Source organism: Pseudomonas sp., assembly GCF_049300855.1.
Classification (GTDB): Bacteria; Pseudomonadota; Gammaproteobacteria; order Pseudomonadales; family Pseudomonadaceae; genus Aquipseudomonas.
On sequence record NZ_JBAQKH010000023.1, the window covers coordinates 108,344 to 129,604 of the forward strand.

The 21,261-nt window shown below is 60.0% G+C and carries 23 protein-coding genes; 9 read left to right on the forward strand and 14 right to left on the reverse strand.

Annotated elements, in window-relative coordinates; genetic code table 11:
- Nucleotides 1–69 precede the first annotated feature (69 nt).
- From WA225_RS08280 to WA225_RS08290, 3 genes are all read right to left on the reverse strand, one after another.
- Nucleotides 70–1,176, reverse strand: a complete 1,107-nt coding sequence (locus WA225_RS08280) for a DNA alkylation repair protein (RefSeq protein ID WP_422607568.1) — start codon at nucleotides 1,174–1,176, stop codon at nucleotides 70–72.
- 2 nt (nucleotides 1,177–1,178) lie between these two features.
- Complete coding sequence (locus tag WA225_RS08285; protein ID WP_422607569.1) at nucleotides 1,179–1,784, reverse strand: glutathione S-transferase; 606 nt, start codon at nucleotides 1,782–1,784, stop codon at nucleotides 1,179–1,181.
- Between the two features lie 61 nt (nucleotides 1,785–1,845).
- Nucleotides 1,846–2,754, reverse strand: coding sequence for a MurR/RpiR family transcriptional regulator (locus WA225_RS08290; protein WP_422607570.1), 909 nt, complete (start codon nucleotides 2,752–2,754; stop codon nucleotides 1,846–1,848).
- Between the two features lie 403 nt (nucleotides 2,755–3,157).
- Between WA225_RS08290 and WA225_RS08295 the strand changes: the two genes are divergently transcribed.
- From WA225_RS08295 to WA225_RS08305, 3 genes are all read left to right on the forward strand, one after another.
- Complete coding sequence (locus WA225_RS08295; protein ID WP_003225981.1) at nucleotides 3,158–3,562, forward strand: TraR/DksA family transcriptional regulator; 405 nt, start codon at nucleotides 3,158–3,160, stop codon at nucleotides 3,560–3,562.
- Between the two features lie 609 nt (nucleotides 3,563–4,171).
- Entirely contained in the window at nucleotides 4,172–5,395 is a 1,224-nt protein-coding gene (locus tag WA225_RS08300; protein WP_422607630.1) for a methyl-accepting chemotaxis protein, read from the forward strand.
- Nucleotides 5,396–5,504: 109 nt separating this feature from the next.
- On the forward strand, nucleotides 5,505–5,708 hold the full coding sequence (locus tag WA225_RS08305) for a hypothetical protein (protein ID WP_422607571.1): 204 nt from the start codon (nucleotides 5,505–5,507) through the stop codon (nucleotides 5,706–5,708).
- Between the two features lie 6 nt (nucleotides 5,709–5,714).
- On the opposite strand, the gene WA225_RS08310 is transcribed toward WA225_RS08305, so the two are convergent.
- Nucleotides 5,715–5,951 carry a DUF2789 family protein gene (locus WA225_RS08310; RefSeq protein ID WP_422607572.1) on the reverse strand — a complete coding sequence of 79 codons (237 nt, stop codon included), beginning with the start codon at nucleotides 5,949–5,951 and terminating at the stop codon, nucleotides 5,715–5,717.
- 47 nt (nucleotides 5,952–5,998) lie between these two features.
- On the reverse strand, nucleotides 5,999–6,250 hold the full coding sequence (locus tag WA225_RS08315) for a hypothetical protein (protein ID WP_422607573.1): 252 nt from the start codon (nucleotides 6,248–6,250) through the stop codon (nucleotides 5,999–6,001).
- Between the two features lie 424 nt (nucleotides 6,251–6,674).
- Between WA225_RS08315 and WA225_RS08320 the strand changes: the two genes are divergently transcribed.
- The 3 genes from WA225_RS08320 (at nucleotide 6,675) to WA225_RS08330 (ending at nucleotide 8,462) form a co-directional block, all read left to right on the forward strand.
- Nucleotides 6,675–7,124: a hypothetical protein gene (locus WA225_RS08320; protein WP_174245057.1), complete on the forward strand. Its 450-nt coding sequence runs from the start codon at nucleotides 6,675–6,677 to the stop codon at nucleotides 7,122–7,124.
- Entirely contained in the window at nucleotides 7,121–7,318 is a 198-nt protein-coding gene (locus WA225_RS08325; RefSeq protein ID WP_422607574.1) for a hypothetical protein, read from the forward strand. The genes WA225_RS08320 and WA225_RS08325 overlap by 4 nt, the downstream gene beginning before the upstream one ends.
- A 127-nt stretch (nucleotides 7,319–7,445) precedes the next feature.
- Nucleotides 7,446–8,462 carry an ABC transporter substrate-binding protein gene (locus WA225_RS08330; RefSeq protein WP_422607575.1) on the forward strand — a complete coding sequence of 339 codons (1,017 nt, stop codon included), beginning with the start codon at nucleotides 7,446–7,448 and terminating at the stop codon, nucleotides 8,460–8,462.
- Nucleotides 8,463–8,561: 99 nt separating this feature from the next.
- Here the strand turns inward: WA225_RS08330 and WA225_RS08335 are convergent, their stop codons facing one another.
- Together WA225_RS08335 and WA225_RS08340 are read right to left on the reverse strand one after the other, a co-directional pair.
- Complete coding sequence (locus WA225_RS08335; protein WP_422607576.1) at nucleotides 8,562–10,694, reverse strand: TonB-dependent receptor; 2,133 nt, start codon at nucleotides 10,692–10,694, stop codon at nucleotides 8,562–8,564.
- A 92-nt stretch (nucleotides 10,695–10,786) separates the two neighbouring features.
- Nucleotides 10,787–11,176 (reverse strand): DUF2946 domain-containing protein, encoded by a 390-nt coding sequence (locus WA225_RS08340; RefSeq protein ID WP_064117577.1) that lies wholly within the window; start codon nucleotides 11,174–11,176, stop codon nucleotides 10,787–10,789.
- A 94-nt stretch (nucleotides 11,177–11,270) separates the two neighbouring features.
- On the opposite strand from WA225_RS08340, the gene WA225_RS08345 reads away from it, so the two are divergent.
- On the forward strand, nucleotides 11,271–11,711 hold the full coding sequence (locus WA225_RS08345; RefSeq protein ID WP_422607577.1) for a DUF3995 domain-containing protein: 441 nt from the start codon (nucleotides 11,271–11,273) through the stop codon (nucleotides 11,709–11,711).
- 158 nt (nucleotides 11,712–11,869) lie between these two features.
- Here WA225_RS08345 and WA225_RS08350 read toward each other — a convergent pair whose 3' ends face one another.
- The 7 genes from WA225_RS08350 to WA225_RS08380 form a co-directional block, all read right to left on the reverse strand.
- Nucleotides 11,870–12,232, reverse strand: coding sequence for a Na+/H+ antiporter subunit G (locus WA225_RS08350; protein WP_016982998.1), 363 nt, complete (start codon nucleotides 12,230–12,232; stop codon nucleotides 11,870–11,872).
- On the reverse strand, nucleotides 12,229–12,507 hold the full coding sequence (locus WA225_RS08355; RefSeq protein ID WP_007910754.1) for a K+/H+ antiporter subunit F: 279 nt from the start codon (nucleotides 12,505–12,507) through the stop codon (nucleotides 12,229–12,231). Before WA225_RS08355 ends, WA225_RS08350 begins: the two co-directional genes overlap by 4 nt.
- The gene (locus tag WA225_RS08360; protein ID WP_422607578.1) at nucleotides 12,504–12,992 is read right to left on the reverse strand and encodes a Na+/H+ antiporter subunit E; all 489 of its coding nucleotides are present in this window, start codon (nucleotides 12,990–12,992) and stop codon (nucleotides 12,504–12,506) included. The genes WA225_RS08355 and WA225_RS08360 overlap by 4 nt, the downstream gene beginning before the upstream one ends.
- Nucleotides 12,989–14,668, reverse strand: coding sequence for a monovalent cation/H+ antiporter subunit D (locus WA225_RS08365; RefSeq protein ID WP_422607579.1), 1,680 nt, complete (start codon nucleotides 14,666–14,668; stop codon nucleotides 12,989–12,991). The genes WA225_RS08360 and WA225_RS08365 overlap by 4 nt, the downstream gene beginning before the upstream one ends.
- Entirely contained in the window at nucleotides 14,665–15,009 is a 345-nt protein-coding gene (locus tag WA225_RS08370; protein WP_007910763.1) for a Na+/H+ antiporter subunit C, read from the reverse strand. Before WA225_RS08370 ends, WA225_RS08365 begins: the two co-directional genes overlap by 4 nt.
- Nucleotides 15,009–17,927, reverse strand: coding sequence for a monovalent cation/H+ antiporter subunit A (locus WA225_RS08375; RefSeq protein ID WP_422607580.1), 2,919 nt, complete (start codon nucleotides 17,925–17,927; stop codon nucleotides 15,009–15,011). Before WA225_RS08375 ends, WA225_RS08370 begins: the two co-directional genes overlap by 1 nt.
- A 176-nt stretch (nucleotides 17,928–18,103) precedes the next feature.
- On the reverse strand, nucleotides 18,104–19,039 hold the full coding sequence (locus tag WA225_RS08380) for a DMT family transporter (RefSeq protein WP_422607581.1): 936 nt from the start codon (nucleotides 19,037–19,039) through the stop codon (nucleotides 18,104–18,106).
- An 85-nt stretch (nucleotides 19,040–19,124) separates the two neighbouring features.
- Between WA225_RS08380 and WA225_RS08385 the strand changes: the two genes are divergently transcribed.
- Together WA225_RS08385 and WA225_RS08390 are read left to right on the forward strand one after the other, a co-directional pair.
- Nucleotides 19,125–19,688: a helix-turn-helix domain-containing protein gene (locus tag WA225_RS08385; protein WP_064117571.1), complete on the forward strand. Its 564-nt coding sequence runs from the start codon at nucleotides 19,125–19,127 to the stop codon at nucleotides 19,686–19,688.
- Nucleotides 19,689–21,083, forward strand: coding sequence for an FAD/NAD(P)-binding protein (locus WA225_RS08390; RefSeq protein WP_422607582.1), 1,395 nt, complete (start codon nucleotides 19,689–19,691; stop codon nucleotides 21,081–21,083).
- Nucleotides 21,084–21,261: the final 178 nt, after the last annotated feature.

A 21,261-nucleotide genomic window follows, 5' to 3' on the forward strand; every position in this document is an offset into this window, starting at 1 on the left:
ACACGCCCTTGCGGCTCCGCAAAGCCGCGAGGGGACAAGGAATTCAGGAAGTAGAGTCGTTCAACCCCGTCAACCTATGACGATGTCAAACCCGGCACTAGCCAACACTTGGCCATTCACCATCACCCGAACGCCATGCCGCCCCACATGGTGTTTACGCGTGGAGAAATCACTAATCACCTGCTTGCGCTTGACCACGGTGCTTCCAGATCCTGGTAACGCCAGAGTCTTCAACTTAAAAACCTTCCCCGAAACCCCGCCATTCGCCTTCACATAGTCAATCGCATAATCAATCACCAACCGCTGTTCACGCGCTACCGTCGACTTCACCACAAACGACAACGTAATCGCTTCCCCCAACCTAACCACCGCCGGCTCAACCCGCACATCCAACAACTCAACCTCAGCCTTCGCCCCCGCGCCAATCACCGTCAGCGCCCGCAAATCCCCCTGCTTAATCAAACTTCTCAAAGCATGCTTGGCAATCCAAGCCGTGTGCTTGTTCTCCAGCGACCAACCTTCAATCGTGTCCAACACCCACCCCGGATGCACCTTCGTCACATCATTCAAATGGTTCGCCACGGACTTGCGCACGTACAAACTCTCATCCGCCTTCAACCGATCGAGTATCCCGGCCGCCAACTGCGGATCCGCCTGCACCGCTTCCAACCGAAACGACCAAGGCAGGCGAGGGCGGCTGCCTTCGCTGGCGAGTCGTCGAACGTGGTGGTTCTCGTCTCGGGTCCAGTCGTGCATCAATTCCAGCGAGCGCTCGAGGTCGCTGCGCAAAAAGTGGCGGATGGCGAATTCGGAGGAGCCGAAGGTGGTGAAGTACTTCAGGGCGTCCATCGAGGTGTCGAACGCGTGCCCGCCGTAGCTCGCGACGTAGTGCGGCAAACACATGCTGACGAATCCGCTGTTCAGCCTTGGCGCGAGTTCGAAAAGCACTTCCAGGGAATCTTGGTAATCCAGCGGCATCACGGCGTGCAGGCTTTCGCTGACACGCGCCATGCGTTGCATCACTGATAATTCAGCGAGTCCGTCCTGGGCGTGCTTGAGAAACGCCTTGGCCTTGAACGCCGGGTACACGGCGCTCATTTCGCGGGCGATGTGTTGCAAGCGTTCGGCGTTGAAGATTTCCTTTAACGCCGGGGCGGCGGTGTCGGTGGTGCTCATGGTCAGGTCATCGGGGTGCTGACGAACGCTTCGAGGGTTTCGGCGTAGGCGGTGTATTGGGCGATGTGGGGGTAGCGGCGGGTGTCGATCTGGTCGGGGACGACGAGGCCGGTGAAGCTCCAGGCGACGGCGAGGCTGATGCCGGCCTGGGTGAGGGTGCCGTCGGTGGGCAGGCCGGTTTTTTCCAGTTCTTGCTCGAGGGCGGTGAACGCGGCGGCGAGTTGGCCTTCGACGCGTTCGACCCATGGCTGGTATTGGATGTCGGCCGGGCGCAGGTTGCGTTCGTAGTAGAGCTGCACGGCTTTTTCGCAGGCGGCGAGGCTGAGGCCGATCAGGCGCAGGGCGTGGGCGCGTTGTTTCAGGTCGGTTGGCAGCAGGCTTTTGCCGGAACTGGCTTCGAGGTAGTCGAGGATGAGGGTCGAGTCCATCAGAATCAGGCCGTCGTCGAGGATCAGCGTGGGGGCTTTGACCACCGGGTTGATCTGCTGGAATTGCTCGAAGTGGCGGAACACCGAGACTGACTCGTGTTCGAGGTCAATCCCCAAGCGTTTGGCGGAGATCGCCACGCGGCGTACGTATGGGGAGTCCAGCATGCCGATCAGTTTCATGACACGTTCCTTCAAGTCAAACCGGTGGGAAGGCATAACCTAGCCGACGCTGAGGCAATTGTCAGTCGTCGAAGCCGGGTTGTTCGTGAATCTCATCAACATTCAGCTCAAGCCGATACGCCACCGCCACAAACAACGCCTGACACAAACACAGCGTCGCACTCAGCGAGCGAAAGGCGAGGGCGCTGCCTTCGTTGACCAGCAATACGCTGTCGGCGAGTTTCGCCAGTGGCGAGAGGTGGCTGTCGGTGAGGATCAGGGTGTTGGCCTGTTGCTGGCGGGCGAAGCGCAGGCAGTGTTGGGTTTCTTTGGCGTAGGGCACGAAGCTGATGGCGATGACCAAGTCGCTTGCGCGCACGCTGCGCATTTGCTCGCGATAGCTGCCGCCTAGCCCGGATACCAGATGAATTTTTTTCTGTGTGTGTTGCAAGTTGTAAACGAGGTAGTCGGCGACGGCGAAGGAGCGGCGCACGCCGACGACATAAATGTTGTCGGCGTTGACGATCAGGTCGACGGCTTTTTCGAACGCGGTGTCGTCGAGTTCGCGGCCCAGGCGTTCGATGCCGGAGCGGGTGGCGTCGATGCATTCGCGGGCGAGGTCGCCTGCGCTGACTTGCTGCGACTGGTTGGCGATCATGCTGCGGATGCGTTGCTGGTAGTTCTGCACCGGCGAGGCTTTGTGCGTGTAGGCGCTGCGGAACAGCGCCTGCATTTCGCTGAAGCCGCTGAAACCGAAGCGTTGCGAGAAGCGGACGATGGCGGACGGGTGGACTTCGCATTCCCGGGCGATGTCGCTGATGCGGTCGACCATGATCCGGTCGCTCTGTTGGCTCATATAGCCGGCAATGCGTTTGAGCTGACGCGGCAGGGTGTCGTATTCGTCGGTGATCAGTTGCAGCAGGCGCTCGGCATTGATCGGGGGGCTGGCGAGTGAAACCTCGTCGGTGGCCGGCAGATCGGGGCGGGGCATAAGTTATCCTTCAGGCAGATTGATCATGATTTTGGCCTGATAGTAGGGGGGCTTTTGCTGTTTTGCCTGGCTGAAACGATGCACTAAAGGGTGAAAAGATGCCGATGACATGCCGCCCGGTTAGCCGTTTGTCTTCTATATACCTCCACTCGACTGAATTTCTTGCTATAAACGCACTCCGATAACCGCTGTGGTGCCGGTGTCAGAGCACTTTCCGGGCTTTGTCGGACAAATTCACTGTATTTACAGTTGCTGAGGCCTCAATCGGGCCTTAGACTGCCGCCCCTCGTAAATTGAGTGCCGGGTGGCGTTTGCAATAAACGATGCCTTTTCGACGACCGCACGCGGTTCGCCGAAACGCTCCCTAATTCGCCTTAATGCACGTTTTTTTATAGAGATATCAATGACAAAGGACAAGTTGCTGGCCATGCCGGCAGATGACTACATGAATGCCGAGCAGCACGCTTTCTTCACTGAGCTGTTGCAGAACATGAAAGTCGAAACCCACGAGCGCATTGAGCAAAATCGTATCGCCATCGAAAGCCTGGACACCCCGGCTGACCCGGCGGACGCGGCTTCGGTTGAAGAAGAGCGCACTTGGCTGGTGAACGCGATCGATCGCGACCAGCGCATGCTGCCGCAACTGGAACAAGCCCTTGAGCGCATCAAGGAAGACAGCTTTGGCTGGTGCGATGACAGCGGCGAGGCCATTGGCCTGAAGCGCCTGCTGATCAGCCCGACCACCAAGTACTGCATCGAAGCTCAAGAGCGTCACGAGCAGATCGACAAGCACCAGCGTCAGGCCTGATTCTGTGCGGTAACCCATGAAAGTGGGTTGCCCCGAAAAGATCGCGGCCTTCGGCAGCTTCTATATAGAGCTGCTGGAGGCTGCGATCTTTGTTTTTGCTCGTCTGCAACAATCCTCCTGCCATTCCATTGACCTGTCACAGACCCCACGACTAACGGACCATAGATAATGGCGTTGTAGTGGCGTTTAATGCAGTCACAATAATGAGAACAAGCGTGGGGTGTTGATATGACGAGAGATGGATCTCTGGTTGGGGCTTTGCCTGCACCAGTGCTTTTGCCGAAAAACCGCTGGATCGCACCGACCCTGCAAAGCATCGCCCTGATGCTGTTGTTGGCCGGCATGACGCTGGGTGAATGGTCGCTTTACGTTGGCATGCCGGTCGCGGTGCTGATTGTCTGGCTGCCGCGCTTGCGCTCCCGAGCCGTCCCGGCTGCACAGCCTGCCGACACTGGCGGCGCCATTTCCGAATTGACTCGAGACCTTTCCTACACCACCAGCCACAACGCGTTGTCGGCGGCCGGCGTGGCGTTTTCGGTCAAGGAACTGGCAAGCAAACTCGAATCGCAACTCGATGCGGCGGCACGGATTGTCAGCAATGCCGAGGTGATGATCGCCACCGAACAGGCGACATCGCAGCTAAGCCGTGAAGCGCTGGCCGCTGCCAGTGAGGCGCATCACAGCAGCGCAGCGGGGCGCACTGAGTTGGTCGATTCGATCTCGCGCATGCATCAACTCAGTCAGCGCGCCAATGCCAGTCGCGAGCTGATCGAGGCCTTGAGCCTGCGCAGTGATGATATTCAGCGCGTGACCCTGGTCATTCAGTCGATTGCCAGCCAGACCAATTTACTCGCCCTCAACGCAGCGATTGAAGCCGCGCGCGCCGGCGAGCATGGGCGCGGTTTTGCGGTGGTGGCGGATGAGGTGCGCGGGTTGGCGGCGCGCACGGCGTCGGCGACCGGCGAAGTCGGTGAGATGGTCGCCGATATTCAGCAACGCACCGCGCAGGTGGTGGAGCAGATTCGCGAGCTGTCCAGCGATCTGCACACCGGCGTCGAGCAGGTCGAGCACACCGGTCAGCATCTGGAGAACATCGCGCGATTGGCGGCTGGGGTGGAAGGTCAGGTCGGTGAAATCGCCCGCGGCGCCGAAACCAATCGCGAGCAACTCGACAGCCTGTTCAAGGCTATCGAGCAGATGCGCAGCGATCTGGCGATCAGTGATCAGCAAACCCGGCGCCTTGCCGAAGCGGCGGTGCAGATGGAAGGCCAGGCCGAGACCATCAGCGAGCGTCTGGCCGAAGTCGGTCTGGACGACTATCACCAGCGCATCTATGACTTGGCGCGCGAAGGTGCCAGCCAGATCGCGGCGCGGTTCGAGGCGGATGTCGAGCAGGGGCGGGTCAGCCTCGAAGACTTGTTCGACCGTCAGTATCAGCCGATCCCGAATACTCAGCCGGCGAAATATCAAACCCGTTTTGACCGCTATACCGATCAGGTGCTGCCGACGATTCAAGAGCCGTTGCTACCGCGTCACGAAGGTTTGGTGTTTGCCATCGCCTGCACGCAGCAGGGTTATGTGCCGACGCATAATCAGGCCTTCAGTCAGCCGTTGACCGGCGATGCGCAGGTCGATGCGGTGAACAACCGCACCAAACGCAAATTTGCCGATCGCACCGGGATCCGTTGCGGCAGCCATCAACAACCGGTGCTGTTGCAGACTTACACGCGCGACACCGGTGAGCTGATGCACGATTTATCGGTGCCGATCATGATCAAGGGCCGGCACTGGGGCGGTTTGCGTTTGGGCTACAAACCCGAGAATCCGCGCTGATTGTTACCGTTGCGGCAAGGGTTCTGTGCACCGGCGTTGCTGTTTCCCCCTGAAAGAAAGCATTAACCTGCCGACTTAGTTAGGCAGCTAATTATTTCAGGAGGTCGGCATGCAGTGCCGGGTTGATGTCGCCGTGATGATCGGCAGTGGTGTACCCGCTGGGTTGCGCGCAATGGGCCAAAGCGTTTGCTGGGTGGTTCTACTCAATGGTGAACGGCGCGGCACCGCGTTTGCCAGTCGCGGTGAAGCCGAGGAGTGCAAGGCTGCGTGGCTCGCGCAATTGCAATCGGAGCCAGGTGACAGCCTGCACTGATCAGGGTTACTTGCCGCTATGCAGGCGCACGTTCATTTCATCGACCATGACGGCTTCTTCACCGTCGGCACGCAACCACTCCTTGAGCAATTGCGCCTGTTGCGGTGACCAGAAGTCTGCATCAATCAATTTGACCTCGGCAGCCAATGGATGGGCTTCGATGAAATCGTCGATGTCCTTCTCTTCTGAAGGCAGGCCCAGTTGATCAAACAGGGTTTTCAGATTGTAGGCTGGCAGTTCCATCGTGTGCTCCTTGGGTTAGCGCCGAGGGGCGCGATTGATCACTCTCTTTATCTGAGGCATCCGCCGGCCGGGAGTTCGATTTGAGTTTCAAGTGAGCGGGCGAGGGCGCAGGCTTCGTTATGGTGTTCGCGGAAACCTCTTACGCGACCGGTCGATTTTTCCCTGATGTGGAAAAACGCGGTCCCCGCTGGCACGACCTGAAAGCGTGGGCTCTGGTCGGGTATCGCACTGACATGCAGGACCAACGTTGGTTCGAGTCTGGCCTCGGCGGGCATGGCAAAGTGAGTCAAAGTGCACATATGAAGTCCTTTTCATCAGTCGGCCGATGTTTACAGGCCGTTTCGGGTAGTCGTAATGAGCATCGTTGCTCTAGAATCGCCAGTACCTGTTGACGACAGGGCTTATCTAAAGCAATTTTTCACGAGCGATATGTCGGAAAAGTGCTTTTTTTCGTGAGAATTTTCCCTAAAGTTCGTAGTCAGCATTCTCTGAGCGCCAGTGAGGAGTTTTCCTGCAAGCTTTGGCGACATCGGAGCAAGTTTCGCGAGTGACATTCCAGTAGTCTTACGTACCTCGCGATGAATGAGCGCTCTGCTTACTTCAGACTTTTATTTGAGTCACCTGGCAGTTCTGTCGGCTTGGCCGTTTTCTTTGCCGTGCGCGTTTTCCGTGAACGGTTTTTCCAGATGTGGGGATGTTTCTTTGGCAGTCAGTAACCTCGATATGCATGCTTTGTTCGTGCTGGGTGATTTGCGCGCAAAGCTGGTCAAGTTGTTCCAGTCGCGTTTCGTTTACATCACCGAGCAAAACGCTGAAGGTATTTACGTCGCTGAAATCGACACGGAAAGTGCTTTGGTGGTCGATGACAAACCGGGGCTCAAGCTCAAGGTTGGCGATCATTTCAGCGCATCGGTCTTGCCCAGCCGTGAAGGCGGCAAGATGGATATCCGCTTTCGCGAAATCAAACTGACGGTTTATGGCCTGGGCGATTACGCCTTTGTCGATACCGCTGACGGTCACGCGATCCTGTTCAAGGAAGGCCACAGCGTGGTCACTGTGTTCGCCGCCAACCAGCAGTTGCAGGAAGGCCTGACCAAAACCCTGAAAGCCGTCACCGCCAAAGCCGCGAAATGGCGCAAGGGTGAGTTGGTGACTTTCAAGGCCAGCGAGTGAGCCGTTCGGATTTCCATTCGCAGAACCTCGACACCGCACGCGAGGAGGCCCGGCGATTGATCGCAGCCAAGGCCGAGCTACAAGGCGCCTGGTTGAATTGGGTGGCTGCGCAGATCTACATGCTGCGTCCGGCGGAATACGCCAGCATGGTCAGACGCGAGCTGCAAAGCTTGCAGGAAAAGTCTGATTCGTAACCTCGTCCGGGCTTGAGCCCGGAAAAAGCAGGAACCTCGGCTACAGTCAGTTGACTGAGTATTCAGAGGCTTGCGGTCTTCCATCAGGCCATCCTGCTATTGCTGTGAACAGCACGAGGTGCAATGCATGAACGGATTTCGACGGTTATTGGCCGCCAGCGTGGCCGCATTCGGCTTGTTGGCTTCGGCACCCTCGGTGATGGCGGCGCAGACGCCGATCCACTTCGCCGACCTGAACTGGGAAAGCGGCAGCCTGATCACCGATGTCCTGCGGATCATTGTCGAAAAGGGTTATGGCTTGCCGACGGACACCTTGCCCGGTACCACCATCACCCTGGAAACCGCGCTGGCCAACAATGACATCCAGGTCATTGGCGAAGAATGGGCCGGGCGCAGTCCGGTATGGGTCAAGGCCGAGGCCGAAGGCAAAGTTGTCAGCCTCGGTGATACGGTCAAGGGCGCTACCGAGGGCTGGTGGGTGCCGGAGTATGTGATCAAGGGCGACCCGGCCAAGGGCATTAAACCTTTGGCGCCGGATCTGCGCAGTGTCAGTGATCTCAAGAAGTACAAGGACGTGTTCAAGGACCCGGAAGCTCCGAGCAAAGGGCGGTTCCTCAACAGCCCAATCGGCTGGACTTCGGAAGTGGTCAACAAGCAGAAGTTGACGGCTTATGGTCTGCAGGACGATTACACCAATTTCCGCAGTGGATCGGGAGCGGCGCTGGACGCCGAGATCAGCTCTTCGATTCGTCGCGGTAAACCGGTGCTGTTTTACTACTGGTCGCCAACGCCGTTGCTCGGCAAGTTCAAACTGGTGCAGTTGGAAGAACCAGCGTTTGACGCTGAAGCCTGGAAGACCCTGACCGATGCCGATAATCCCAATCCGAAACCGACCCGATCGCTGGCGTCGAAGTTGTCGATTGGCGTGTCGACGCCGTTTCAGAAGCAGTATCCGCAGATTGCCGAATTCTTCAGCAAGGTGGATTTTCCCATCGAGCCGTTGAACAAGGCGTTGGCCGAGATGAGCGAGAAGCACACGGCACCGCGGGATGCGGCGGAAGCATTCATGAAGGCACACCCGGATGTGTGGCAGGCGTGGTTGCCGAAGGATGTGGCGGAGAAGGTTTCGGCTGATCTTAAATAGAGGCTGTAGCGGCTGGCCTCTTCGCGAGCAAGCTCGCTCCCACACTGGTTTTGTGAACGACACATATCCACTGTGGGAGCGAGCTTGCTCGCGAAGCTTTTAGAACTTGGTAGCCACCGCCAATTCAAAGGTACGCGGTGATCCGAGGTAATACGCCGGCGAAACATGCGCAAACTCGGCGTACACCTCGTTGGTCAGGTTACGCACGCGCCCGGTGACGGTGGTGTGCGAATCCACCTTGTAGCTGAGGAAGCTGCCGAACAGCGTGTACGACGGCACGGTCATGGTGTTGGCCGTGTCGGCATACACCGACGCTACATATCGCGTATCCACGCCACCTTGCCATTGCGGCGAAAAATCATAAGTCAGCCACAGATTGCCCACCCGATCCGGCACGTTGGTCGGCGTATTGCCCTTGCGCGACACCACCACGCCGGCGGCATTTTTCTCGGTGAAATCGTCGTACTGCGCATCGACCCAGGCGAAATTGCCTTCGGCCAACAGCTTGTCGGTGATCCGCAGGGAACTGGCGATCTCTAACCCTTTTGACGTCTGCTGGCCGACCGGAATGCTGCTGGTCGGGTCCAGCGGATCGGTTACGGCGAAGTCCTTTCGCTCAATGGTGTAGGCCGCAATCGTTGCCGAGCCGCGCCCGTTCAGATAATCAAATTTGCTGCCAATCTCCCATTGCTTGCCGGTGGAGACGTCAAAGTCCTGCGTGCCGTTCGGTTGCTCGGCGGCGGTGCTGTATTGCACGTAGACGTTGGCCGAGGGAATGAACTGGTAGGTCAAACCGGCACGGCCGGTGACTGGCTCCCAACTGCGTTTGAGGTGCTTGGGGTTGGCGGCGGTCACCGTGCGATGGTTGGTCACGTCGAGGTCAATGTCGTCATAGCGAAGGCCGGTGAGCAGCGACAGTTTGTCGGTCAACGCCAAGCGGTTTTCCACGAACAAGGCTTTGGTGGTGACCTCGTTGGTCTTTTCGCTGATCAACTTCGGATTGGTCCCCGGAATGTCGTAGAAATGCCCCGGCTGGTAATTGTTTGGATCGACCGTGCTCGCGCCTTTGATGTTCAGCGGCGAGTTGGTGGTCTGGTTGACCTTGTATTCGAAGCCACCCGACCACGTCGTATCGAGACCGAACAGCGTGTTGTCGTGACGCAGTTCAAACTGGTTGCCGTTCTGCTCGCCCTGATGACGCACCTGATACGCGGTCGAACGGTTCACCGCCGTGTTGTCGGCGTTGTACTGATAGGTTTCGAGGTTGCGGTAATCGCGCTGGCTGTCGAGGTGATACAGCGTGTTGCGTAGCGTGGTGCTGTCGTCGATTCGGTAATCGATGATCGAACGCACCCAGATCGTCCGCTGTTCGTAGCGACCGTCCTCGACGTTGTAGTTGTTGAAGCGGTTGTGTTTATCGATCTTCAACTCGCCGGCCTTGGGATTGAGCACCGGTGTGCCCCAGTACGGACTGTCTTCGTGTTCATCCTGATACTCCAGGGCCAACGTGTGCGACAGGTCGGGCGTGAGGTCGCTGAGCAGCGAGAACGCCACGCTCCATGCATCGCGTTCCTGGCGGTCAATGTAGCCGTTGCTGGTGTTGTGGCTGACGTCGAGGCGCGTGTAGTGCTGGACGTCGGCGCTCGGATCGGTCAACGCGTGGTTGAGGCCGAAGGCGGTTTCGGTGGTGTCGTAGGTGCCGTAGCTGACCCGGCCTTCAACTGCCTGTTCATCGCGGGTCGCCAGTTTGGTCACGTAGTTCAGCGAACCGCCGACCGAACCCGCGCCGTTGATCAGCGATGACGGGCCGCCGACCAGTTCGACCCGATCATAAATCCACGAATCGACCGGCCGCGCGAGGCCACCGGAAACGTTGACGCCGTTGAACATCTGGGTGATCTGGCTGCTGGTGAAGCCACGGTAGGAGACGAAACCGCCGAACCCCGGCGGTGCGCTGGCATTGACCCCGGGCAGGGTGTTGGCGGCGTCCTGGAAGTTCTGTGCGCCGTGGCGCTCGATGTCGTTGCGATTGGCAATCGCCACCGAGGCGGGCGTGTCGCGCACACTCAAGCCGAGGCGCGAGGCCATGCCGCTGGATTGGTCCAGGCTCAGGCCCGGCTCGGCGCCGGATTCGCCATCGATGGTAATCGGCGCCAGATCCACAGTGGATTGCGCCCAGACGTTGACGGACAGGCAGCCGCACAGGCTCGCCAGCAAAGTGAGTTGTTTCATCATTGAATCCTGAATGCTTGTCTAGGAGTCAGCGCACAGGCGCACGCCGCGCGTTGGCGCAGTGGGCTGACAAATCAAAAAGGCAGGGACACTCAGGCGAGCGGTGGGGCGCGTGGGTTGGCTGAAGGCCAGGTGAAGCGGGCAGGGAGGTCGGCACTGACGATGGGCGCCAGCGGCGGGCTGTGTTGCTCCGGCAGGATCGCCAGGGTCAGGCTGGAGTTGAACGCCGGGCCCATGCCGCCGCCGACCGAGCACAGCGGGCAGCCGAACGCTTTGGACAGGGTTGGCAGTTTTTCTTCGGTGGGGTTGCTGGCGAGCGGCGCTTGAGTCGTCGGGTCGACTGTACAGAACTGGCCGCCAATGCCGTTGAGCTGCATGCCGACCATTTGTCCGTGACCGATGCTGCAGGCGAACACGTTGAACAGGACGCAGCAATAGAGCATCCAGGCCAGCAGTGAGCGATCGGAACGGGAGAATTTCATGGGGCGGCACTTTACCGTACCGCTGATCGGTCGTGCACTTGAAAAAAATGCGACTAGGATGATTTGTTCAAATCCCTTTCCAAGGATTTCAACCATGACCTTTGTGTTGGCTCAATGGCTGGTGACAACGTTTGCGGTGATCGCCTTGATGCACGTGTACTGGGCGTTGGGTGGGCAATGGGCGGCAGCGGCTGTTGTGCCGCAGGTGCCGGTGCGCGGTTTTGTCGCAACGGTGCGGCCGGCGTTCAAGCCGTCAGGCTGGCTCACGTTGATCGTGGCGGCGGCCCTGCTGGTGATTGCGGCGTTGGTGTGTATGCGGGTTGGCTGGGGAATGCCGGCGGTGAATCACAAGGCGCTGCAGTGGGTGATCAGTGCGATAGCGCTGTTGATGTTTGCCCGGGCGATTGGTGATTCGAATCTGGTCGGGTTCTTCAAGGAAGTGAAGGATTCGCGGTTTGCGCGGCTGGATACCTGGGTGTATTCGCCGTTGTGTGCGGTGTTGGGGGCAGGGCTTTTGGCGGTGGCTTGGGTCTGAGAGCAGATCGGATTGTTGTGGTTGCTGAATGGCCTTATCGCTGGCAAGCCAGCTCCCACAGTGATTTAGGTTGTACACAATATCGGGTTCCACCTAAAACCCTGTGGGAGCTGGCTTGCCAGCGATAAGGCCAGCACCAACACCACAAGAGTCCGGACTCAGCTACCACTCTCGGTCCGCCGGCTACTGACCTCTGCCGGCACATCATCCCCGGCCATGCGCTTGCGGAACAACGCCGCCCGCGCCAGCAACAATGTCGTCACCGGCACAGTGATCGCCAGCAGAATCGGAATCAGCCAGGCATGTATGACCGGCCCGGATTTCAGTGCTGAAAAACAAATGATCGAGGCCAGCGCCACGCACCACGCGCCCAGCGTCGAGGCCAGCGCCGGCGGGTGCATGCGCTGGAAGTAATCCTTCATGCGCAGTAACCCGATCGCGCCGATCAACGCAAACAGACCGCTGAGCACCAGCAGGATCGCCACCGGAATCTCGACCCACAGAGACAATTCAGCATTCATTCGATCACCTCGCCACGCAGCAGGAATTTCGCCAGGGCAAACGAGCCGACGAAGCCGAACAGCGCAATCAGCAGCGCCGCTTCGAAGTAAGTGTCACTGGAATAACGAATGCCCAGGGTCAGCATCATCAGCATGGCGACGATGTACAGGTAGTCCAGCGCCAATACCCGATCCTGCGCCGATGGGCCTTTGAACAGGCGCACCAAGGTCAGCACCATCGCCAGCGAGAACAGGAACAGCGTCAGCAGGATCGCGTTCGACAGTAATGGGCTCATTCGAAAATCTCCATCAACGGCCGCTCGTAGGTGCTCTTGAAGTGCTCGATGAACTGCGCTTCGTCATCCAGATCCCACACGTGCAGCAACAGAATGCTGCGATCCAGCGCCAGTTCCGACCAAACCGTGCCGGGCACCACCGTGCAGATCATCGCCAGCGTCGCCAGACCATGGGCATCGCGCAGGTCCAGCGGGACTTTGACGAAGCCTGAGCGCGGAGGGCGACGACCGGCGTTGAGCACGGCCCAGGCGACGATCAGGTTGGACATCACCACGTCACGGCCAACGAGAACGAACAGGCGCAGAATTGTCCCAGGACGCCGGATGCGCACTTTTTTCGGACGCAATTTGCGCATCATCAACGGTGCAGCAAAGCCCAGTATTGCGCCGAGCAGCAGGTTGCCCGGACTGATCGACAGGTTCAGGGTCAGCCACAAGGCGCACAGCGCCAGCGACAACAACGGTGCAGGAAACACCCGTTTCATGGCTGCACCTCCAGCATTGCAGCTTTGGCTTCCGGACTCGGTACCGCGCGGGTGCCGAGCACTGCCATGACGTATTGCTGCGGATTATTCAGCGCATCAGCGGTAGCCTGGGTGTAGCGCAGCAGCGGTTCGGCCTTGAAGGTCAGGGCGATGCTCAACCCCAGCAGCAGGAAGATCGGCGCGCATTCGAGTTTGCGCAGCAGCGGCGACGGCCGCTCTTCGGGCGTCCAGAAACGCTGGATGCCGAGGCGCGAGAACGCCATCAGCGACGCCAGCCCAGAGAGGATCAGCAGCGCCAGCAATGCCCAGGCCGCCATGGAAATCGGCGCGCCGTTGCCCAGCCCCTGCGGATTGAGCAGGGCGCCGATGAGGCTGAGTTTGCCGATGAACCCGGACAACGGCGGCATGCCGATGATCAACAAGGCGCAGGCGATGAAGCTCAAACCGAGAAACGCCATGGTCCACGGGATGACCTGACCGACCACGGCTTTCTGCTCGTCGTCGAGGTTGATGCCTTTGGGCGGTTGCAGGGATTCCTGCGGGCGCGGCAGCAGTTCGCTTTCGTCTTCGAGCGGGATCTCGTTGGCCGAGCGCGAACGTTCGATCAACTCGGCCAGCAGGAACAGCGCGCTCAACGCCAGCGTCGAGCTGACCACATAGAACAGCGCCGCGCCGATCAGGTTCGGCTGAGCGAAACCGATCGCCGACAGCAAAATGCCAGCCGACACCAGAATGCTCAGGCTGGCCATGCGTTCCAGGCGTTGCGCGGCGAGAATCGCCAGCGCCGCGCAGGCCATGGTCGCCATACCGCCGTAGATCAGCCAGTCGCCGCCAAAGAATGCCGACGCTCCGGCCTGGCCGGAAAACAACAGGGTCCACAGGCGCAACAGGGTGTAGACGCCGACTTTGGTCATGATCGCGAACATTGCCGCGACCGGCGCACTGGCCGAGGAATAGGCGGGTACCAGCCAGAAGTTCAGCGGCCACATACCGGCCTTGGCCAGAAACGCAACTGCCAGAATCCCCGCACCGGCGTGCAGCAAGCCACGATCGGCTTCCGGCACCAGCGGAATCTTCAGCGCCAGATCGGCCATGTTCAGCGTGCCGGTGACGCCGTAGATCAGTGCCGCGCCAATCAGGAACAGCGACGAGGCGAGCAGATTGATCGAGATGTAATGCAGCCCCGAAGACACTCGCGCCCGACCGGAACCGTGCAACAACAAGCCATAAGACGCGGCGAGCAGCACTTCGAAAAACACGAACAGGTTGAACAGGTCAGCGGTCAGGAACGCGCCATACAGGCCCATCAGCTGAATCTGGAACAGGGCGTGGAAACTTGAGCCCGCGCCGTCCCAACGGGCCATGGCGAAGAGCAGGGCGCTGACGCCGATGATGCCGGTCAACACCAGCATCAGCGCTGACAACCGATCGACCACCAGCACAATACCGAACGGCGCCTGCCAGTTGCCCGGCAGGTACACGCCAATCGAGCCGGGCACGCCGGTGGTCTGCGTCCATTGCAGCAACAGCACCGAAATGAACAGGCCGACGAGGCTGGAGAACAGGTTGATCTTCGCCTTCAGCGGCCGGTGCCGTTCGCCGAGCATCAGCATGATGGCGGCGGTCAGCAGCGGCAGCAGGATCGGTGCGGCGATCAGGTGAGTCATCGCCATCATTCTTTAGGCTCCCGGCCGTCGACGTGGTCAGTGCCGGTCAGGCCGCGCGAGGCGAGCAGAACGACGAGGAACAGTGCGGTCATGGCGAAGCTGATGACGATCGCGGTGAGCACCAGTGCCTGTGGCAGCGGGTCGGTGTAGTGCAGCAAATCCTGGGTGACGCCGTCCTTGATCACCGGCTCCTTGCCGATGAACAGGCTGCCCATGCTGAAGATGAACAGATTGACGCCATACGACAGCAGGCACAGGCCCATGACTACCTGAAAGGTCCGTGGCCGCAGGATCAGCCAGACGCCGGAGGCGGCGAGTACGCCGATGGCGATTGCGATGACTTCTTCCATCAGACGGCTCCTTTGCTGGCGACGGACTTGGGCAGCGATGCGGTCTTGTGACCCCGCACCGATTGGTGGGCGAGGGCGGTGAGGATCAACAGCGTTGACCCGACCACTACGCCGTACACGCCAATGTCGAAGAACAGCGCACTGGCGACATGGATATCACCCAGCAGCGGCAAGCTGAAATGCCAGGTGTGCGTGGTCAGGAACGGATAGCCGACGACCATCGCGCCCAGACCGGTGGCAGTGGCGAAGAGTAATCCGGTGCCCATCCAGCGCAGCGGCCGCAGGCTCATTTGCGCCTCGACCCACTGTGTACCGGCGACCATGTATTGCAGGATGAACGCCACCGACATCACCAGACCAGCGACGAAACCGCCCCCCGGTTGGTTGTGCCCGCGCATGAACAGATAGAACGACACCACCAGCGCAATCGGCAGCAGCAAACGCACCAGCACCGCCGGCACCATCATGAAGCCGAGCGCGGTGTCGCTGGCCGAACGCGGGTTGACCAGGTCGGTGACCACGTCCGGTGCCAGCAAACGTTGCTGGGCGGGCAGTTGCAGGCTTTCTTTCGGCGGGCGGAAGCGCCGCAGCAGGGCGAACACGGTCAGCGCCACGGCGACCAGCACGGTGATTTCGCCAAGGGTGTCGAAGCCACGGAAATCCACCAGCATCACGTTGACCACGTTGCTGCCACCGCCCTCGGGCATGGCGCGGCTGAGGTAGAACGAGGAGATGTCGTTCGGCGTCTGCCGCGTGAGCATCGCGTAAGACAGCAACGCCATGCCAGCGCCGACGGCAATCGACAGCAACAAGTCGCGCAGACGACGAATGCGTGCCTTGCGCAGGCTGCTTGGCAGTGGCGAGACTTCTTCGATACGGCGTGGCAACCAGCGCAGGCCGAGCAGGATCAGCACGGTGGTCACGACTTCTACCGCCAGTTGCGTCAGGGCCAGATCCGGCGCGGAGAACCAGACGAAGGTGACGCAGGTCATCAGGCCGCAGACACTGACCATGGTCAGGGCGGCGAGACGGTGATACTTGGCCTGCCATGCGGCGCCGAGGGCGCAGGCGATGGCCAGCAACCACAGGGTCACGAAGACGATCGAGCCGGGAATCTTCGGCCGGTCACCCCAGCTCAGGCTGCTGTGCAACATCGGGATCAGGCCGGCGAGCACGGCCGCCAAGACCATCAGGAACAATTGCATCTGCAGACGCTTGGTACCCAGGCGACGCTCAACGCGCCGTGCCATGCGCATCATCACCACCAGACTGCGCTCGAACAGGCGCTTGCCGTTGAAGCGGCCCACCAGTGGCGGATATTTGAAACGACCGCGTTTGAGCTGATTGCGCAGCAGCAGATAGACGACGATGCCGCCGGACATGGCGATCAGGCTCATGATCATCGGTGCATTGAGGCCGTGCCAGATCGCCAGGCTGTATTCCGGCAACGTGCCGCCAACCACCGGCAGCGCCGCCGCTGCGAGCAACGGGCCGACCACTTGCGCGGGGAAAATGCCGACGACCAGGCAGGTAAACACCAGCAGTTCTACTGGCGCGCGCATCCAGCGCGGTGGCTCGTGCGGCGTGTGCGGCAAGTCGGTGGCGGGAGGGCCGAAGAACACATCAACGGTAAACCGCAGGGAGTAGGCAACGCTGAACGTACCGGCGATGGTCGCCACAATTGGCAACGCCGCTTCGACCCACGCCGTGGCGTTGATGAATACCGTTTCAGCGAAGAACATTTCCTTCGACAGGAAGCCGTTGAGCAACGGCACCCCGGCCATCGAGGCGCTGGCAACCATCGCCAGCGTCGCGGTGAACGGGATCAGTTTGATCAGGCCGCTGAGTTTACGGATATCACGGGTGCCGCTTTCATGGTCGATGATGCCGGCGGCCATGAACAGCGAGGCTTTGAACGTCGCGTGGTTGAGAATGTGGAACACCGCAGCCACGGCGGCCAGCGGACTGTTCAGGCCCAGCAGCAGGGTGATCAGACCGAGGTGGCTGATGGTCGAGTAGGCCAGCAAGCCTTTGAGATCGTTCTGGAACATCGCGCAATACGCGCCGAGCAACAACGTACACGCGCCGGCACCGCTGACGATGTAGAACCATTCTTCACTGCCGGACAGTGACGGCCACAACCGCGCAAGCAGGAACACCCCGGCCTTGACCATGGTCGCCGAGTGCAGATAGGCAGAAACCGGTGTCGGCGCCGCCATGGCGTGCGGCAACCAGAAGTGGAAAGGGAACTGCGCGCTTTTGCTGAGGGCGCCGATAAGAATCAGGGGAAGGAGAATCGGGTAGAGGGCATGTGCACGAATCATGTCGCCGGCGGCCAGGACCTTGTCGAGGTCATAGCTGCCGACGACATGGCCGAGAATCATGACCCCCGCCAGCAGGCATAACCCGCCGGCACCGGTGACCATCAGCGCCATATAAGCGCCGCGACGGGCGTCGGCGCGGTGGTGCCAGTAACCGATCAACAGGAACGAGAAGAGACTGGTGAGCTCCCAGAAAAACACGATCTGAATCAGGTTGCCGGAGATCACCAGGCCAAGCATGGCGCCCATGAACGCCAGGAAAAACGCGAAGAAACGCGGCACCGGGTCATCCGGCGACATGTAATAACGGGCGTATAAGGAGACGAGCGTGCCGATGCCGAGCACCAGCATCGAGAACAGCCAGGCGAAGCCGTCCATGCGCAGCACGAAGTTCAGACCGAGGCTGGGCAGCCACATGAACTCTTCGCGGATGATGCCGCCGTGGGCAATTTGCGGGTACAACAGCGCGACCTGGACGGTGCCGATCAAGGCGACCAGACCTGCCAACAGGGATTCGGTATTACGCGCGTTGTGTGGCAGCACCGCTGCCAGACAGCTGCCAACGAATGGCAGAAGCAGTAGAACTATCAGGGACATAGGCTTCTAATCTGCGGAAGTTTGTGAAGCATCATACGTGCCAGCTCCCCGATCACCAAACGCCAGGATGTCTCAGAATCCTACAAAGTAGTCGGGAATTTTCTGTTTGGCATTGTTTCAGGTAGATGGATGTTGCTCGCGATAGCAATAATTCAGACTGTGAAGATTTCGGAGCTTCAGCCCTGGGTTTCCCGCTCCAACTCAGTTTCGGCTTCAGCAACCTTCCCTTTGGTCTTCAGCTCACTGACAATCACCGCCGCGACAATCAACCCCGCGCCCACCAGTGCAATCGCTGGCAAGCGCTCGCCGGCGATCCGCCCGACAATCCCGGCCCAGACCGGCTCACCGGCATAGATCAGCGTTGCCCGCGTCGGCGAAACGCTCTTTTGCGCCCAGTTCATCGCCACTTGAATCGCCGCACTCGCGGCGCCCAGCCCCAACGCGGTCACCAACAAGGTCCAGGAAAAATCCGGAAGCACTTCACTGGTCGGCACCACCAAGAGGAACGACAACACGGAGGTGGTTGCCAGTTGCACCACGGTCACCCGGCGCACATCGACTTGCCCGGCATAGGTGCTGATCAGAATGATTTCGGCCGCAATGGCGATCGCGCTGATCAGCGTGGCAATTTCACCGGGACTGAAATTCAGCGAAGCTGCGGACGGTCCGGACAGCAACATCAAACCGGTGAACGCCAGCATGATCCCGATGCTCGGCATCAACCCTGGCCGACGCCCGAGCACCAGCCATTGCAGCAACGGCACGAACGGCACATACAACGCAGTAATGAACGCCGACTGACTACTCGGAATGCTTTGCAGCCCGACCGTCTGCAAACCGTAACCAAGCATGATAGCCACACCGATAAAGGCACCGGCCTTGAGTTCGAACAGGGTCAGTTCGCGCAGATGACGCCAAGAGAACAGCGCGACGATAGCCGCCGCAGCGGCAAATCGCAGCCCGACAAAAAACATCGGCCCACTGACGGTCATCGCATGCTGCACCAGCAGGAAGGTGCCGCCCCAGACCATGGTGATCAGTACCAGCACGCACTCGGCTTTGCTGAAACGAGAGAAACGGAGGGTAGCGGGGGAGGTGTTCTGCGACGTCATGACCTTGCGCACTATAAAAAGGAGGACGCACAATGCGCCCAACGTTGCGCAGTATACTGCCCAACCTCACCGAGTGAGCAATATAGTGCACAAAGATTCAACGCAACGCGCCTCCGTTTTGCAACACGTCAGCCAGAACGTCCGGCGTCTGCGGCATGCCGCTGACCTGAGCCAGACCGCGCTGGCGGAAAAATCCGGCGTCAGCCGGCGCATGCTGGTGGCGATCGAAGCGGGCGAGAAGAACGTCAGCCTGACCACCCTGGATCGCGTCGCCGAAGCGCTTGATGTGGCGTTCAGCGATCTGATCCAGGCGCCGGATGCGCGTGATCCGAGCCGCATCAATGAAGTGGCCTGGGCGGGGAGCATTCCGGGGAGCAGGGCCGTGCTGCTGTCCAAAGCCACCGCCACCCGCGAAGTCGAACAATGGGAGTGGTGCCTGCAACCCGGCGAAGTCTATCCTTCGCAACCGGATGCCGATGGTTGGAGCGAGCAAATCTACGTCTTCGAAGGTTGCCTGACGCTGATGCTCGGCGAGCAACGCCAGCAAATCGCCACGGGCGAGTTTTTCATGTTTGCCAGCAACCAGCCGCATAGCTATCGCAATGACGGCGAGGTGGCGGCGCGTTTCGTACGTAATGTGGTGATTTGAATGAGTCTGAACGCGGATATCCTGATCATCGGCGGTGGCCTCAGCGGCACGATGCTGGCGGTGCAATTGCTGCGCCTGCCAGGGCAACGCAAGATTTTCATCATCGAGCCTCGCGCTGAACTCGGACGAGGCGAAGCGTACAGCGCTGTCGAGTTGGGCCATACGCTCAATGGCAATGCCGCACGCATGAGCGTCGATCCGGATAACCCCGATGACCTGACGCAATGGCTGACCGAGCACATTACCGCTGGCGGCTGGCCGGAGTCTGTCGAGCAGAACGTGCCGATCAGTGAACTGTTTCCGCCGCGTGGATTGTTCGGGGTCTATGTGCAGCAGCGCCTGGCCGAAGCGCGCCGTGTCGGTTCGAGAAATGGCTCAAGCGTTGAACACATTCGCGCGGAGGTCGTCGACCTGCAGGTCGGGGCCGATTCGGTGCAACTCACACTGAGCGATGGTCAGCCACTGCGCGGTGGCTACGCGGTCCTGGCGACTGGAATGTTCCCGGCCGCGCGAACCCCGCAGAAAACTTCCAGTGGCCTCAACGCCGCAGCGCTCGATCCGTGGGACGTCGCTGCCATGCGTCAACTCGACCCGCAATCGACCGTGCTGATCATCGGCTCCGGCCTGACCATGGTCGATGCCGTGGTGTCGCTGGAACAGGCCGGGCATCGCGGGCCGATCGAAGTGTTTTCCCGGCACGGCTTGTTACCCCATGTGCGCCGACAGCCGCCGGTATGGGCAGATTTTCTTGGCAGCGATTACAGCATTCGAACGCCACGACAGCTGTTGCGTGAATTGCGTCGGCAATGCCAGGCAGCCATTGCCCAAGGCATCGATTGGCAGGCGCCGCTGGACACCGTTCGCGTGCACATCGCCCGGTTGTGGAGTCAGGCGACTGACGTGCAGCGTCGACAATTCGTACGGCATGTACGGCCGTGGTGGGAAAGTCATCATCACCGGTCGCCGCCATTGAGCGCGAAGCTGGTTGAGCGGTTGCACAAAGAAGGGCGATTGCGGATTCAAGCGGCGTCGTTCAAGGGGCTTGAGCCGAATGTGGAAGGTGGCGTGAGTATTCGCATCCGCCGTCGCGGTGAGTCTGACACCTGCGTTGTGAGGGGCGCCGCACTGATCAACTCCAGTGGCATCGAGTACGACTGGCGCCGGGTGGCGCGACCGTTGCCGCAGCAGATGCTGGCGCGTGGATTGGTGCAACCGGGGCCGTTGGCGTTGGGGGTCGCGGCGACCGTGGATGGCGCGGTGCTGGATGCCGAGGGATGTGCGGCTGGCCGGCTATTTGCCATGGGGCCACCGTTGCGCGGGATGTGGTGGGAGAGTACGGCGGTGACGGATGTGGCGTTGCAGGCCAAGGCGTTGGCTGCGCGGTTGGTGGGTTGAGGTTGTTCTATCGGGCCCCTTCGCGAGCAAGCTCGCTCCCACAGGGGATTCAGGTTGCAAATACCATTTGTGCCACGCCACAGAACCTGTGGGAGCGAGCTTGCTCGCGAAGGGATCATCTAATTCAACATCTCTGTTGACTGGAAGACCGCTATCGCTGGCAAGCCAGCTCCCACAC